The sequence below is a fragment of the Lentzea sp. genome (genome assembly GCF_035525475.1).
GTDB lineage: Bacteria > Actinomycetota > Actinomycetes > Mycobacteriales > Pseudonocardiaceae > Lentzea.
Map to the genome: position 1 here is coordinate 1 of NZ_DATLEC010000077.1, position 15,432 is coordinate 15,432.

Annotated in this window: 13 protein-coding genes; 7 read left to right on the forward strand and 6 right to left on the reverse strand. The window is 71.2% G+C overall.

The genetic code is table 11. The features are described from left to right. A partial coding sequence (locus tag VM306_RS13830) for a helix-turn-helix domain-containing protein (protein ID WP_414672375.1) occupies nt 1–226 on the reverse strand: 226 nt, incomplete at its 3' end. Nucleotides 227–250: 24 nt separating this feature from the next. Between VM306_RS13830 and VM306_RS13835 the strand changes: the two genes are divergently transcribed. From VM306_RS13835 to VM306_RS13850, 4 genes are all read left to right on the forward strand, one after another. Beyond that, entirely contained in the window at nt 251–382 is a 132-nt protein-coding gene (locus VM306_RS13835; RefSeq protein WP_325514960.1) for an alcohol dehydrogenase catalytic domain-containing protein, read from the forward strand. Beyond that, a complete protein-coding gene (locus VM306_RS13840) occupies nt 379–504 on the forward strand; it encodes a hypothetical protein (RefSeq protein ID WP_325514962.1) in 126 nt (41 codons plus the stop codon). Before VM306_RS13835 ends, VM306_RS13840 begins: the two co-directional genes overlap by 4 nt. After that, nucleotides 498–1,637, forward strand: coding sequence for a DUF1963 domain-containing protein (locus tag VM306_RS13845; RefSeq protein WP_325514964.1), 1,140 nt, complete (start codon nt 498–500; stop codon nt 1,635–1,637). The genes VM306_RS13840 and VM306_RS13845 overlap by 7 nt, the downstream gene beginning before the upstream one ends. A 149-nt stretch (nt 1,638–1,786) precedes the next feature. Further along, nucleotides 1,787–2,224 carry an alpha/beta hydrolase gene (locus VM306_RS13850; RefSeq protein WP_325514966.1) on the forward strand — a complete coding sequence of 146 codons (438 nt, stop codon included), beginning with the start codon at nt 1,787–1,789 and terminating at the stop codon, nt 2,222–2,224. Between the two features lie 80 nt (nt 2,225–2,304). Here the strand turns inward: VM306_RS13850 and VM306_RS13855 are convergent, their stop codons facing one another. After that, complete coding sequence (locus VM306_RS13855) at nt 2,305–2,781, reverse strand: DUF2690 domain-containing protein (RefSeq protein ID WP_325514968.1); 477 nt, start codon at nt 2,779–2,781, stop codon at nt 2,305–2,307. 155 nt (nt 2,782–2,936) lie between these two features. Beyond that, nucleotides 2,937–3,896, reverse strand: coding sequence for a helix-turn-helix domain-containing protein (locus tag VM306_RS13860; RefSeq protein ID WP_325514970.1), 960 nt, complete (start codon nt 3,894–3,896; stop codon nt 2,937–2,939). A gap of 85 nt (nt 3,897–3,981) precedes the next feature. On the opposite strand from VM306_RS13860, the gene VM306_RS13865 reads away from it, so the two are divergent. After that, a complete protein-coding gene (locus VM306_RS13865; protein ID WP_325514975.1) occupies nt 3,982–5,745 on the forward strand; it encodes an AfsR/SARP family transcriptional regulator in 1,764 nt (587 codons plus the stop codon). 11 nt (nt 5,746–5,756) lie between these two features. On the opposite strand, the gene VM306_RS13870 is transcribed toward VM306_RS13865, so the two are convergent. Further along, the gene (locus VM306_RS13870; protein WP_325514979.1) at nt 5,757–10,235 is read right to left on the reverse strand and encodes an SGNH/GDSL hydrolase family protein; all 4,479 of its coding nucleotides are present in this window, start codon (nt 10,233–10,235) and stop codon (nt 5,757–5,759) included. A 76-nt stretch (nt 10,236–10,311) separates the two neighbouring features. Here VM306_RS13870 and VM306_RS13875 point away from each other — a divergent pair, with 76 nt between their 5' ends. Beyond that, the gene (locus tag VM306_RS13875; RefSeq protein WP_325514982.1) at nt 10,312–10,650 is read left to right on the forward strand and encodes a hypothetical protein; all 339 of its coding nucleotides are present in this window, start codon (nt 10,312–10,314) and stop codon (nt 10,648–10,650) included. Nucleotides 10,651–10,776: 126 nt separating this feature from the next. Here VM306_RS13875 and VM306_RS13880 read toward each other — a convergent pair whose 3' ends face one another. Next, nucleotides 10,777–12,543: an ABC transporter permease subunit gene (locus tag VM306_RS13880; RefSeq protein WP_325514984.1), complete on the reverse strand. Its 1,767-nt coding sequence runs from the start codon at nt 12,541–12,543 to the stop codon at nt 10,777–10,779. Further along, a complete protein-coding gene (locus VM306_RS13885) occupies nt 12,543–14,039 on the reverse strand; it encodes an ABC transporter substrate-binding protein (protein WP_325514986.1) in 1,497 nt (498 codons plus the stop codon). The genes VM306_RS13880 and VM306_RS13885 overlap by 1 nt, the downstream gene beginning before the upstream one ends. Nucleotides 14,040–14,654: 615 nt before the next feature. Here VM306_RS13885 and VM306_RS13890 point away from each other — a divergent pair. Next, nucleotides 14,655–15,383: a hypothetical protein gene (locus tag VM306_RS13890; RefSeq protein WP_325514988.1), complete on the forward strand. Its 729-nt coding sequence runs from the start codon at nt 14,655–14,657 to the stop codon at nt 15,381–15,383. Nucleotides 15,384–15,432: the final 49 nt, after the last annotated feature.

Consider the following 15,432-nt stretch of genomic DNA (forward strand, 5'->3'; position numbering starts at 1 on the left):
GGCGCAGCGAGGTGGCGGTGGCGAAGCCGACCTCGTGGACGACTCGATCCACCGGCAGGTCGCTGGACTCCAACAGGTGCCGCGCCCGCCTCAGCCGGTGCTGGGTCAGCCAGCGACCGGGACTCGTGCCGGTCTCCTCCCGGAAGCGCCGGGCGAAGGTACGGGTGCTCATCGCCGCGTGGGTGGCCAGTTCGTCCAGCGACAGCGGCGATCCGACACCGCGCACACCATCTGCCTGCCGGCACCGCCGATGTCCCTGGGATGGGACGTCTCCGGCACCGTGGTGGAGACGGGCTTCGGCGTCACGCTGTTCCGGCCCGGTGACGAGGTGTCCTGCATGCAGCCCTTCCCCAGGGCGCCGGTTCCCGCGCGGAGTACGTGACCGGTCCCACCCGCGCCTTCGCGCCCAAGCCCGCCGGGATCGACCACGTCCAGGTGGCCGCGCTCACCGCCTGGCAGGCTCTCGTCGACACGGCGGACCTGCGGGCGGGACAACGGTGCTGATCCACGCCGCGGCCCGCGGTGCCGGTCATCTCGCGGCGCAGATCGCCAGAGATCTCGGCGCGCACGTCTCCGGCACCTTCCCCCTCGCCGAAGGCGCCCAGGCTCACGCCCTGGCAGAGAGCGGGCACACCACGGGCAAACTGGTCATCACCGTGCGCCGACCCGATGCCTCGGCCATCGGGGAAGGCGTCGGGGAAAGCGCTCTCATCGACCTGCGATCATGCCGCACCATGGACCGTTACGAGCAGTTCCACCGCGCGGCGATCGACAAGGGCATCCCGAGCGACGAGGTCGACATGTTCGCCGGTCAGCTCCGGTTCGCGATCTGCGCAGGTGGCTGCGGCCAGGACGAGAAGGTCGTCGGGCAGAGCGGAGGCGTTCCCCGGTTACCGGTGGGCGTGGAATGGCCGGGCAGTGGAGGCGGGACCCCGTTGCCGTTCATCGCCTCCCTCGACTGCGCGGCCCTCCCGCGGGTCGAGGGACTCCCTTTGCCGGCGGACGGCTCGCTGCTCTTCTTCCTGCACCACGAGGACGACCACATGGAAGACGGCCACGAGTTCGCGCGAGTCCTGTACGTCCCGGCGGGCACGGACACGGCGGTGGCAGCCCTGCCCTGCGACCCCGACAGCGAGATCTACTCCGACGGCATCCCGTTCCTCATCCCCGAGTACCGGCTCTCCGCACAGGTCGAGGCGGCTCTACCGCAATGGGTCGAAGAGCGTGACGACGGGTGGCCCTTCGACGTCGAGTCCGAGACCGTGCAGCGGTTGTTCGCCGAGCTGAAGCACATCGACGAACTGTGCGACGTGGTCGACGATCTCTGGCCGGCGGACGGAGCCTCCGCCTTCCGCATCGGCGGGCACTACGTGGACATCGGCGGCGACGAGAACCCGTGGTACCGAATGGCATCGGCCAACGTCAGGAACCGGTCCGGTGCCGAACCCGGCCTTCCGATGTCCGAAAAGGACCGCCTGATCGGGGCGGAAGAGTACCGGTTGAGCCAGGAATGGGTACCGCTCGCCCAGTTCTGCACGGAAAGCGAGTTCCACTACGGCTGCTTCCTGATCAGTGCCGATGACCTCGCCGCCGAGCGCTTCGACGAGATGCGCTCCTTCACCAGGTTCACCGAGTAGGTGCCGCGCCTCGCATCGTCGGCCTCGGGCCGCTGTCCCCCGTGAGGACTACAGAAGAGTGTCCACACCAAGGGGATTCGTGGCGCCGCGGTCTTCCACAGGTTCGCCGGCGACGGCGTCAGTGCGTCGTCGCACGACCGACCCCCGGCGTGCCCGCCGACAACCAGGCCACCATGTTCCTGGCGCTGACCTGCGGTGACGCGCCCTGGCCCGGCGACGTCGGCGAGTACGCCCGCCGCACCGCGGAGGACCGCGCGGCCTGGCCGCTCACCGCGGGGATGCCCGCCGACATCTGGGCGTGCGCGTTCTGGCCGAAGCCGGTCGAGGAGCCCGTCCGCGTGACCGGCGAAGGACCGCGCAACACGCTGATCCTGCAGAACCGCAGGGACAACGCCACACCGTGGGAGGACGGCCTCGGGCTGTACGAGGTCCGCGGCAAGCGAGCGGCTTTCGTCGGCGCGGACAACGGCGGGCACTACGTCTACCACCAGGGCTCCACGTGCGTGGACGAGGCGACGGTGACGTTCCTGACCACCGGCCGGTTGCTGGACGAGAAGGTCGTCTGCACCGACATCACCCCGCGGTGACCGCGGATGCCGGGCCGCGGCGCGTGGCGCGCCTCCGGGTGGACCGAAGGCACGCCACGCCGGCTCCGACCGGGCCTGGATCAGGCGGTCCAGGGCCCGCAGGACCATCCACCGTCCGGGATGGTTTGATCGCACACCCGGACCCTGTCGTCCGAGCGATTGTCGACCATGTTCGTCCAGTACGTGCCCACGGAATTCGACGGAATGGTCACGGTCCGGAAGTCCGACGCGATCCAGTTGCTGTTGAACCAGCGCTGGGATTCGACCGCGAACTCGCGCGTGTAGCAACACGCGTTGGCCTCCAGGACCACCCGTGTCCAGCGTGCGTTGCAGGCGCTGCTGCTGCGCACGTGCGCGGTGAATCTGACGGCGCCTGTCGAGGTGTGCCGCGTGGCAGTCAGGTCGGTGGCGCTGGACGTGCAGCCCTGCGCCTGCGGGTCGAGGCCCGCACAGCCCGCGCCGCTGCACGCGGCCTGGGCCGACACCTGGCCGCCGATGACGACTCCCGCCACCGCCATTACGAGCACGAGGAGCATTCTCGTGATCGCGGCCTTCACATTCGTTCCACTGCGCATGACTATTCCCTTCGAACGGCGGGATCCTGTTCCCGCTCAGCGATTTCCGGCATGGTTCAACCGCGGTCGAGGTCAGACTGACCCGACGCGGGAGATCTGGGCGAACAGGGCACGGCGGCCGGGACCGGCCGTGCGAGCTACCGGGCCGACCTCCGGGTCTCCAGCAGCGCGATCCCCAGCGGTGTCAACGTGTGCAGCATCGCGGGCCCGTCGCGGTGAGTCGTGATCAACCCCGCGGCGCGCAGCACGGCGGCGTGGCGACTGGCCGAGGCCAGCGACGCGGAGAGCCGCTTGGCCAGCTGCGTGGTGGTCGTGCCCGCGCGCTCCCCCACCGCCACCAGCACGGCCGCCCGTGTCGGTCCCATCAGTGCTTCGAGGCCGCCGTGGCGGTCCGCGGCCAGGCTCTGCCAGCGCAGCGCGCTGTCGATCGGGTAGATCAGCGTGGGCGGCATGGCCGGGTCGGCCAGCGAGAGCGGCAGCCGCTGGGAGAAGAACGACGGCACCAGGAGCAGCCCCCGCCCGTCCAGGTGCAGGTCCCGGTCGACCCCGTACTCGACCTCCAGCACCGGCGACACCCAGCGCGCCGCCGGCAGCGTCGCGAGCAGGCCTTCCACGCCCTCCTGGGCCAGCACGCGGGAACGGTGGGCGCGATCGGCGGCCACGGCGGACCGGATCGCGCCGTCGTGCGGGGAGACCACAGCGGAGTGGAACCCGCGCAGCACGGCGGCCACACCGCGCAGCACGGCGGGCTTGCCCTCGGCCAGCGCCTGGAACCGGGACGGCACCGGCGAGTTCTCCGCCAGGCGGGACAGCTCCGCGCGCAGCCTGCCGCGCGGGGTCGACAGCATCGCCTCCAACCCCTCCTCCAGGCCGCGGGAGGCCTCGGGCGGAGTCAGGAAGTCCGGGAAGTACGGGCCCAGCGGTGCCAGCACGGCCAGCAGCGCCGTGCCCGCGCGCACGTCGGCGGACCCGTTCGCGAGCAGCGAGCGCTTCCACCCGCCGAACGCGGGGTCCCTGTCGCGGTAGTTGAGCCGGAAGCCGCTGTGCACCACCTCCCACAGCGGGTCGCCTTCGTCGGCGAGGCGCGTCCTGCCCATGTCCCGCATCGTGAAGTGGATGCGCAACAACGGCATGTGCCCCCCAGCAGGATGTTTCCACGTCAGTGCAAACATCCTTCACGGCGTGCGCACCCCGTGTCCATGCTGGGCCGCGTCCGGCGTGGAAGCACTGGGGGTGTTGCGGGTGGAGATCGTGCTGCTGGGAACGGTGGGAGCCAGATCCGGCGGAGCCGAGGTGGACGTCGGGGTGCGCAAGCACCGGTTCGTGCTGGCGCTGCTGGCACTGGAAGCGAACTCCGTGGTGGCCACCGACCGCATCGTGGACGTGGTGTGGCGCGACGGCCCGCCGCGGTCGGCGAGGCGCATGGTGCACGGGATCGTCAGCGGTCTGCGCTCGGCGCTGACCAGGCACGCCACCGAGGACGAGGTGCGGCTGGTCAGCGAGGGCGACGGCTACGCGCTGCGGTGCGACCCGCTGCGGGTGGACGCGCACCGGTTCCGAGACCTGCTGCGGCGAGCGCGCGCCACCGACGACGACGCGCGGCGGGTGGTCGCGCTGGACGAGGCGCTGGCGCTGTGGCGCGGACCCGCGCTGGCGGGCATCGCGACCAACGGGGTGCGAGACGGGCTCTCGAGCGGTCTGGAGGAGGCGCGGCTGGGCGCCGTGGAGGACCGTCTGGAAGCGCGCAGGCGACTGGGCCTGTCCACCGCCGTGGACGAGCTGCTGGACCTGCACCGCGCCCATCCGCACCGGCCGCGCCTCCTGGAGCACCTGATGCTGGCGCTGCACCGGGCCGGCCGGGCGCCCGAGGCCCTGGAGGTCTACCGGCGGGCACGGGCGCTGCTGGCCGAGGAACACGGGCTGGACGTCTCCCGCGACGTCGAGCGGCTGCACCTGGCGATCCTGCGCGGCGAGACCGAGCAGCCACCGCACGCCGCCGTCGCGGTGCCCGCGCAACTCCCCGCCGGCCTCGCCGATCTGGCCGGCCGCGACGCGGAAGTGGCGGCACTGGTGCGCACCGCGTCCGCTGCGCGCAGCGAACTGGTGGTGTGCGCGGTCGACGGCATGGCCGGGGTGGGCAAGACGGCGCTGTCGGTGCGCGCCGCGCACCACCTGGGCCCGCGGTTCCCCGACGGGCAGCTGTTCCTGGACCTGCACGGCTTCACCTCCGGCAGGGCGCCGGTGGCACCGCTGGACGCCCTGCGGCACCTGCTGGGCTCGTTCGGCGTGGACGACGTGCCCGGCGACCTCGACAGCGCCTCCGCGAGGTGGCGCAGCCTGGTGGCCGGACGACGGGTGCTCCTGCTGCTGGACAACGCCTCCAGCGACGCGCAGGTGGTGCCGCTGCTGCCGGGCGGCCCCGGCTGCGCGGTGGTGCTCACCAGCAGGCAGCGGCTGACCGCCGGCGGGCGCGCCGTGCCGCTGTCGCTCGAACCGCTGCTCCCCGCGGCGTCCGACGAGGTCTTCCGCACCGCCGCGGCCCTGCCCGAGACCACCGGGGTCGGAGAGGTCACGACATTGTGCGGCGGTCTCCCGCTGGCGCTGCGCTCCGCCGCGACCCGGCTGCGCAACCGTCCCCTGTGGACGGTGAAAGACCTGGCGGCCCTGCTGTCCGACCCCGCGCACGTGGTGGCGGAACTGCGGCTGCTGCACGCTTTCGACTCCTCTCGCGCTGCTCTGGACGTCCGTTCACGACGTGCGCACTCGCTGTTGGCCCGGTGCGCGCCCGCCCGGTTCGGCGTGGCCACCGCCGCCGCCCTGCTCGACGTGCCCCCGCGGCGGGCGCACCGGCTGCTGGAGGACCTGGTGGACCTGCACCTGCTGGTCGCCGACGGTGCGGACGGCTACTCCTTCCACGACCTGGTGCGCCTGCACGCGGCCTCGTGACGGACGGGTCGTCAGCAGCGGGTCAGCAGGGCGTCCGCCAGTGCGACGTACTCCGCGTCGCTGACCTTGAGGTGGTAGATGCTCTTGGTGTAGATCCACGCCCTCGCGTACTCGCACTGGTAGGACGCCACGGGCATCCACGCACCCGGTGGCCGCTCGGCCTTGGCGGTGTAGCCGGCGGCCGAGACCGACAGCAGCTGCGCGTGCTCGACGTCGTTGGCGAACACCATCCTGCGTTCGGGGGTCCAGGCGCTGGCCCCCGCCGTCCACGCGTGGGCCAGCGGGACCAGGTGGTCGGTGGTCACGGCCGACGGGGTGGTCATCACCACCCCGTCGTAGGGGCTGGTCCAGCTGCCCCCGGTCACCGGGCACGAGCCCGCGGGTGTCGCCGTGGTGGCGTCGCGGCGCAGTGCGACCTGCCGGGCGTCGCAGTTGTCGACCGCCTTGTTCCAGTGCGGGAACAGCGAGCGGCTGTACCCGGTCGGCGATCCGGAGGGGTTGGACCTCAGGTCCTCCAGCACCTCCAGGGCGACCTCCTTGCTCACCGTCGCGGGCAGCTTCGCCCCGACGGTGTTCACGCGCAGGGTGTGCTCCAGGGCGTCGGCGTAGTTGCGGGCGCCGGAGACCTTGGGGTGGAACGACTGCGCCGAGGTAGGAGCGTCGGGGTCCTCGCCCAGGGTCTTGTCGAGGACGATGTGGTGGATCGTCTGCTTGGCCGGGTCGTTCGCGCAGGCGTTCTCCATCTCGAACTCGTCGCGCGGATCGGAGAAGAGCACGCGCCCGTCGGTCTGCGCCATCGTCGCGACGACCTCGTGCAGCGCGTCGTTGAGCAGGTCGGCCATGGCGTTCATGAAGTTCATGTCCCAGTGGCTCAAGCCCAGCGCCGTGCAGCTGCCGTCCGTCAGCCCCGGCGGGAAGAGCCTGGGGTAGCCCAGCACGAGGATGCGCGCGTTCGGCCCGGCGGTCCTGATCTGGTGGAGCGCGGTGCGCACCGACGGCTTGACGCGGTCCCGGATGACCAGGGAAACCGCTTCCCCCAGCGAGCTGGGGATGGGCGCGCCGCCGCCCAGCCAGTCCTGGCCGCCCATCTCGCTGCGGCTGCAGTCCGACGTCGGGTCGGGCGACCAGACGGTGCACATCTGCACCACGTCGCCGAAATGGGCGTCGTTGCCACCGATGCTGAGTGCCACCGTGGTGGTGTCGGCGTCGACGAAACCGCGTTCCAGCTGCGACAGCTCGTGGTACTGGCCCTTCCCGGAACGACCCCAGGCGTCGGCCACCCCCGGGGGCAGCAGGTGCTGGGTGCGCGCTCCCGAGCAGGCCGTCATGTGGTAGTCCATGGTCTGGTCCCACGAGTCGGCCTGCGCTCCGATCGACAGCGCCCGCCCCGGCAGGGCCGCCTGCCGCGACCACGCCTTCGTCGAGCGGTGGCAGGCGTTGCGGTAGGCCGGGCCGGTGTAGCCGGCGTCGTCGGTCTCCTGGTAGTAGTCCACGCCCCCGGACGCGGAGGCGCCCTCGCCCGACGCGTACGAGTCGCCCATCACCACCATCTGCTCGGCGGGCTTCCCGCTCAGCGGCTGGAAGGCGATGGCGTCGAAGGCCAGGGCCTGGGTTCCGTCGCCGTCACGGGTGATCGAGTCCAGTTGCACGGACGGCGTGCCGCCGAACTGGAAGGCGCCCAGCGACACCCACTTGTTGGAGCGGGTCTTCTGCAGGATCACCCTCGTGCGGGTCTGGCCGTTGCCGAGGTCGATCCGGTACTTCGCCTGTTGGCTGTGCGCCTGGTGGTCGGGAACGTGGACCATGACCCGTGCCCACTGGTTCAGTGCTCGGCCCAGTGTCCAGGTTCCGCTGACGTACTGGTGGCTGCTGACCGAGTCGGCGTTGCGGCTCCTGGTGAACCAGAAGTGCCCGCCGAAGCCGGCGCCCAGCTGGTGGAAGTCCACTTTGGAGTGGTAGAGGCCGTCGTCGTGCGCGGGGAAGGTCAGCGCGAAGCTCCCCGAGTTGCTCCACGGCCGTTGGCAGCCCGCGCGCAGCAGCGGCGCGGTCGGGGAATCGTCGACGATGAGCGCGTTGGAGGGCAGCCCGTCTGTGGTGCAGTTGGGCGTGCGGCGCGGGCGGGACTCGTCGGTGTAGGCGCCGGGGACGTCGGCGTCGGGTGGTTCCGGTGTGCCCGGTGCGGCGATCGAGTCGGCCGGGTGCCCGCACGGACCGCTGAGCTTCGCGCAGTCCTTCCACGTCGCGGAGCTGTGCCACCAGCAGTGGAAGTCCGGGGTGGTGCAGGGCTCGGCGATGGTCTGGACGTTGTCGGGGTTGCAGCGGTTGCCGGTGGTCGCGGACAGCACGCAGAACTTCCTCACCGGGGGCTTCGCGGCGGTGCGCAGTTCCTTGTTCGTCCACCACGCCTGCTTGTAAGCCGCCTCGTAGCCGTCACCCCCGGTGTACTTGACGATGGGGAACGCCGCCCAGCCGATGACCTTCTCCGGGTAGGGCCACAGCTGCGGGTTCTTGGCGTCCGCGTAGTTGTCGTGGTCGAGGAACGCCAGGCGGTCCGGCGGGAAGTCCGTCCTGGCGGGGTTGTTGGACCAGCCCAGTCCCCAGTTGCCGGCGGCGTCGGTGCACGAGGGGCCGGGCGTGCAGCCGGTGGGGTTGCTGGTGCGCTGCGGGTTGACACCGGTGTTGTAGGCCCACAGTGCGGCGAACCAGTTCTCGATCTTCGAGGGGTCGCCGTCGTTGATGTTGATGCCCATGGATTTCATCTGGTTCCACTTGTCCTGGAGGATGCGCACACCGGCCGCGATGTTGGTGGCGTAGTCGACCGCGACCGCCAGCTGCTTCTCAGGAGACAGGGTGTTCCCGGCACCGGGCGTGCCCGCCTTGCGCATGCCGTCGGTGACCTGCGCGACGCCGTACCCGCAGTCCGCATTGGCCCAGTCGATGCCCCAGCCGTCCTCGACGCCGTAGTAGCTGCCGATCAGCGGGTTGCCGGTGACGCCCTCGACGACCAGCGGCGACGCCTGCCAGAGGTTCGACTCCTGGGCCAGCACGGCGAGCATGATCTGCGCGGGCACCTGGCCACCGCCGGTGAGGCCGGCGGGCTCGAACATCACCTGCGGCGACCACGACGAGGTCATGCCCGAGTTCTTCCAGTTGGCGGGCCGGGTGAGGGTGAGCTTGTTCTGCACGGCCAGTTCCGCCGCCCACTCGACCTGGCTCCAGTGCGGTTGGTACACCTGGAGGTTCACGTCGTTGCGCTGGATCGAGCAGCGCCGGTCCTGGTCGACGGGATCGGTGGACGGGCCGGCGGCTTGTCCGACGCGTGCTCTGCCCGCGGTCACCGCGGGAGAGTCGGCCAGGCCCTGGGCCACGTCGGCGCTCTGCCGGGCGGCGGGTTGGACGCGGAACTCGACGTCCTGGCCCGTGGCGGGAACACGCGCGTTCAGCCGCACGCCCTCCTCGGGGTTCGCGCGGTCGCCGGGCCGGGGGGCGCGGTGGCCGACCCCGATCCCGCCCAGGGTGGACACCTCGGCGTCGGCCTCGACGTCGAGCCTGCGCACGGAGGCAGGTATCGCGCCCACCGCGTCGGACTTGCCGGTGATGAACACCTTGCCGCCGACGCCGCCGGTGACGCGCAGCGCCGCCCAGTCACCGCGGGCGAGTTCCGCGACCCGGCCTCCCGCGACCCGGCGCACCCGGCCGTCGTCGCCGTCGCGGTCCATGAACACCACGCCGCCCTCGGCGTCGGCGCGCAACCGGAAGGGCACGCCGCTCGTGGGTGTCAGGTCGCGGGTCTTCCCGCCCGCGTCGATGGCGACGACGCGGGAACCCCACGCGGCGGCGATCCCGTCGCCGTGCGGGATCGCGGAGGTCACCTCTCCCTTGAACTCCTGAGCGCGCACGACCGCGCCGGTGGTCGTGTCGACGGTGTTCAGCCTGGTGACGCCGAAGTCCACGACGCCGGACTGCGTGAGCACCGCGGTCTCGCCCGTGCCGCAGCCGGGGTTGTAGTAGGCCAGCGACACGGTGGTGCCGAGCTTGGTGACGTGCCCGTCGGTCAGGTCCACCACGGCCGCGAACGCGCCCCGGTCGAACAGGTGGGCGCGGTTGGTGAAGTGCCGGGGCGCGTAGACGACCACGACGCGCTTCCCGGAGCCGGTGACGCAGGCGTTGCCGATCCACTGGTCGGTCTCGATCCACGACTCGCCCAGGGTGGCCGCCGTGCGCCAGGTGTAGCCGGTGGCGGCTTCGGCGACGAGCAGGTGCAGGCCGGTGGAGTCACCACTCGTGGTCCAGGCGAGGTCGTGGGAGGTGCCCCAACCCGGTGGAAGCACGGAATCGCGCCTCTTCGGGTCTACAGTGGACTGATCTGCTCCGAACCCGGTCGCGGGTGGCGGTTGCGGTGGTGCGGCGGCCGACGCCTGGAACGCGCTCAGCAGGGAGCCGACCACCGCGACGCACAGCGCGAACGCCGTGGTGCGCTTGTTCAGCACGCGGATCTCCATCCTCGGGGTCGCGGGTCCTTCGGAGGAAATGCTGGGACAGCGCGCTTCAGGTCCGGTTCGAGGAATGTTCAAGCCGCGGCGGACCGAACCGCTCAGCCGGTGTGCCACGACGATCGCGGTGCGGCCCTCCACGAGCCGCCGTCATTTGGCCATCGGCTCGGCTGGTTTCGTGGTGGTGGTCGATCCCGGGGAGGAGGTCGGCGAAGCGCTCGTGGCGTTCGCGGAGGAGTACGTCCGCAACCCGGTGGACGAGGAGACCGAGGTGCTGTCCCTCGTCGGCTACATCGGCCGGGACAGCGACGGTGCACTCGCCCTGCACGCGCACGTGGTGCTGGACCTGCGCGACGGCACTACTCGAGGCGTCACCTGCTCGGCGCCACCGTCCGCCCCACGCTCGTGGTGACGGTGACGGAGTCGCACACCGAACTGCGCAGGCGATACCGGTCAGACCTGGGACTCACGCTCCTCGACCTCGGCGGGCAGTCCGTTCCGGGTTCGCTCAGCGTTCACGCCGGCACTTGGTGGGTTCTCATCCGCGACGGGATGCGACTGCCGGGCGGGCGAGCCTGAGCATCATGAGCAAGGCGGGCAACGACATGCTGAACACGGCGACGAGCACCAGCATCACCGCGGGGCCTGACGCCGCGAACGGCGCTCGTTCGACGTAGGGCAGCGACTCGGCCAGCATCAGGCCCCACTCCGGTGCGGGCGGCTGGGTGCCGAGGCCGAGAAAACCCAGCGAGGCGAGAGCCAGCGCGACACCGGGCAGGCGGAGGACGGCGTTGCGGGCGACCGGGCCCGCGACGGCGGGCAGGACATGGCGGAGTTCGATCCACAAGGGTGTCGCACCGAGTGCGCGATGCGCCGTGATGTGGGTGGAGGCGCGCGTCTGTTCCACGAGTGCGGCGGCATGTGCGGCCAGAGCGGGCCACGAGACCACTGCGACGGCGAGCGACGCACCGATCGTCCCCGGCCCCAGGATCGCGGCGACGAGAATGCCGGCGATCACCGGCGGCAGCGCGTTCGCCGCCTCGGCCGCACCTCGCGCGACACCAGGCAGGAAACCCAGCGCCACAGCGGCGACGTAGGAACACGCGCACACCGCGACGGCCACCCCGATCGTCGCCGGGGCACCGTGCGCGACGCGCGCCAGTACGTCACGGCCGAGTCCGTCCGTGCCCAGCGGATGGGCCCAGCTCGGTGCCGCGAGCCGCGCCGCTGTGTCGATCCGCAACGGGTCACGCAGCAGACCCCAGCCGATCACCACCATCATCAGCGAGAAGCTCGTCACGGGAACCGCGACGTGCCGGCGGTTCGGTCGCCGCTGAACGACCGCGGGCAGCGACAGGGACGCATCGCGCAGCGCCGGCCCCAGCATTCGTCGGCGAACCACGCCGACAACCGCGCCGGCCGCGAGGCCCAGCACCACGAGTGCGAGCACGCACCCCTGCAACAGGGGCACGTCCTGCGCACGCGCCGCTCCCAGCGCCGTCCTGCCGATGCCGGGAACCGCGAAGACCGCCTCGACCGCTACGGCGCCGCCGGTCAGGCCGACGACGACCAGCCCCACCTGGGGCAGCAACGGCGGCAGCGCGCGCCGCAGCACGCCTCGGGCGAGAACCGATCGGCCGCAACCCCAGGACCGCCAGACGTCGACCCACGGTTCTTCGAAGACCGCGGGAAGCGAATCGGAGAACAGCGTGCCCAGCACCGCCCCTGCGGGGATGCCGAGGGCGAGCGCGGGCAACACCACGTGGTGCGGGCCTTGCCAGCCGTACGGCGGGAACCAGCCCAGCCACACCGACAGTGTTATGAGCAGTACGGCGGCGAGCAAGAACTCGGGCAGCGCGGCGAGTGCGGCGCCCGCACCGCCGGTTGCTCCGGTGGCCTCGCCACGAGCACCGCGCATCAGGCTCGGCAGGCACAACGCCGACGCCACGATGAGCGCGACGACCACTCCCGCGCACATCAGCGTGAGGGAGACGCCGAGACCGGACAGCACGGCAGGCAGCACCTCGGCGCCACTGGTCCAGGACCGGCCGAGGTCTCCTCGCAGCAGCCCCGCCAGCCAGCCGGTGAACAGGTCGGCGGGTCCGGCGTCGAGGCCGAGCTGTCGCCGTACCGCGTCGAGTGCCTCCGGTGTCGGTTCCTGCTCGGCCGATCGTGCCCGCAGCACCGACAAGGCGGGGTCACGCCCTGACAACCACGGCAGGAGCCCGACGACGATGGTGATCACGCCGAGCGCGCCGACGCGGGAGAGCACGACTCCCGCGCGTCCGCGGACCGGTTCCGCCATCACTTCAGGTGCGTGGCGGTGGTGATGAGCGCCCGCTCGCGCGGGTCCTTCACGGAACCGGTGACCGAGGTGGCGTCGCCCTGGATCACGCGTTCGTGCAGCATCGGGATGGCGGCGTCGGTGCGCAGCACGGCCGCCTCCGCCTCGAGGATCGCCGCACGACGCTGCTCGCCGGACGCCGCGGCCTCCGCCTTGCGCACGGCCTGGTCGACCTTCTCGTCGCACAACTGCGCGATGTTGAAGGAGCCTTCGCAGGTGAAGTCCGACTTCAGGTAGGCGACCGGGTCACCCGAGTCGAGCACGGTTGCCCTGGACAGGATGAACGCGTCGAACCTGCCCGCCAGCATGTCCTGTTCGATGTGGGCGTACTCGCGCACGACCTGGTCCACCCGGAACCCGGCGTCCTGGAGCTGTTGCTGGAGGATCGACGCGACCTCGGGCAGTTCCGCGCGATCGGTGAACGTCGCCAACGTGATCGTGGCGCCGTTCGGCCGACCGGCCGCGACGCGGCCGGTGACCTCCTGGCGGGCCTGCACGGTCCACGGCAACGCGGGGCCGAGCAGGCCCTTCGCGGAGTCGGCGCGGTTTTCGTAGACGCCGCTGACGAGCTGGCCGGGGTTGATCGTCTCGCGCACGGCGGCCCGCACCGCCGGATCGGCGAAGGGCCCCGACCTGGTGTTGAGGTACAACGTGTTGGTGCGCGGCATCGGCACCTCGCTGATGGTCCGCGGATCGAGCAGCGCCGCCTGCGAGACCGGGACGGCCTCGGCGATGTGCGCCTCACCGCTGCGGATCGCCGCCGCTCGCGCGGTGCCGTCCGGCACGAAGGACACGTCGATCCCCGCGACCTTGGCCTTCTCGCCCCAGTAACCGTCGTAGCGGTCGAGCGTCGCGCTCGTGGTCCCGCCCACACCCACCAACCGGAACGGCCCGCTGCCGGTGCCGACCGGGTCGACCTTGCCGTCCGCGGCGTACGCGCTCTCGGCCAGGATGGAAAGCTGGGGCGACGACAAGCGTTGCGGCAACAACGGATCCGGTGTCGCCGTCGCGACGAGCAGCTTCTCCCCCGCCACCGAGGCGGTCAGCGTGACGCCGTCGAGGATGCGCGGCTTCGGCACGGCTTTCGTCGCCCTGGTGAGGGTGTTCACGGCGACCGCGGCGGTCAGGGTGCTGCCGTCGTGGAAACTCACGCCCGGCCGGACCGTGAACTCCCACACCGTGTCGGACGTGCGCCGCCACTCGGTGGCGAGGCCGGGGCGGGCGTCACCGTTGTCGTCCAGCCTCACCAGCGTCTCCGCGGCGGACCAGCGCGACAGCTTGAACGCGTCGTCGCTGAACGGCGACAGGCCCGACCGCGGCGGCTGCATCATGGCCAGCTTGATCCTGGCCTCCCCGGACGACCCGGCCGCCTCTCCCGCCCCGGAAGCGAAACATCCGGCGAGGAGGACCGAAACGGCGGCCAGCCCGGTAGCGGCCAAGGGCGCGCGGTGGTGCATGAGGGTTCCTGACGTCAGGGAAGCGGCGACGCGCCGACGTTAGCTCATGACAATCATTTGCATCTAGGTCAGGAGGCACACGTCACGTGACACGACGTCCGCGCCGATGAGGGTGGCGTCGAGGTGAGGCGGAGGCGGCGCCGGCGTGTCGGTGTGCCGTACAGGCTCGCGCATCGTCGCCGACGATGATCATCGCGTCACCTGCTCTCCGCAGTGGCGGCGAGCGCCTGAGCACGACTGATCAAGGGCTTGTATCCCAGCGCCGTCACCGCGGGTTTCGCCGGCGCGGTCCGCCCCTTCACCCCCGGTGGAGACGACGCCTGGTCGCCCTGACCACCGGCTCCCGGGAACCGCTCACCGCACAGCTGATCAGCGACCTGCGCGACGGAGGTCCGCACGTGCCCGGCGACATCGCGGACCAGCCGGCTCCGGTGATCTCAGAACAACTCCGAGATCATCCCGACTCGTCTTGCAGGACTGATCCGACGCACCTGGCCCACCGCCGCGACCAAGTCCAGCCGGCGTTCAGTTCTCGTCCAGTCCCACCCGTTTGAGTCAGGGCTCCCAGCCAGCGATCACCTCTGAACCCGGGAGACGATCTTGCTACGGAACCCCATGACCATCGCACTCGGCCTCGGCGCGTTGCTCGCCGCTCTGGTCTTCCCGGCGACGGCTACGGCCGCACCGAAGGACACCTTCCAGTACGGGTGCACGCTCTCGCTGGACACCTGCCGCGAAGCGGGCGTCCAGGCCGGCTCCTCCCCCGCCGCCGTCGCGAGCTACCTGGACACCGCCGCCAAGGAGATGTCCGCAGCCGCCTTCACCACCCAGTACGGCTATCTGACCAACAACGGCGCGAACGGCCGCTTCTACGGGTGGAAGCTCAAGAAGGGCATCAGCATCCCGCTCAACTACTACCGTTGCCAGGTCGTCAACGGCCAGCTGGTCAACTGCGTCCTGCACGGCGAGATCGGTGTGCAGGCCAGCTTCTTCTTCAACGGCCACCAGGTCAGGGAGATCAAGACCACCGTCACGAACCTGACCCCGCTTCCGCTGCAGGTCCTGCACGCCTCGGTCTGCCTGCCCGGCGGCGCGGGCTGCACGGCACCGGTGGCCAGCCCGGTCACGCCGATGCCGACGAACGTCCCCAACAACCACGTCGCCCCGTCGCTCTACCTGCCCGACGTGGGCGCGTACCAGGTGGCGTTCGGCTGGGAGGTCATCGACCCGCCCATCAGCTCGTCGGCCACGACGCCGATCTACGGTTCGCTCATCTTCAACTGCGAACAGCTGGGCCCGGTGACCGACCCCGGCGAGTGCTACTACTTCGCCGGCAACACGTGACGAGCCTGAAGTGACAACGCCGGACCCGCCTGAAAACGGGTCCGGCGCA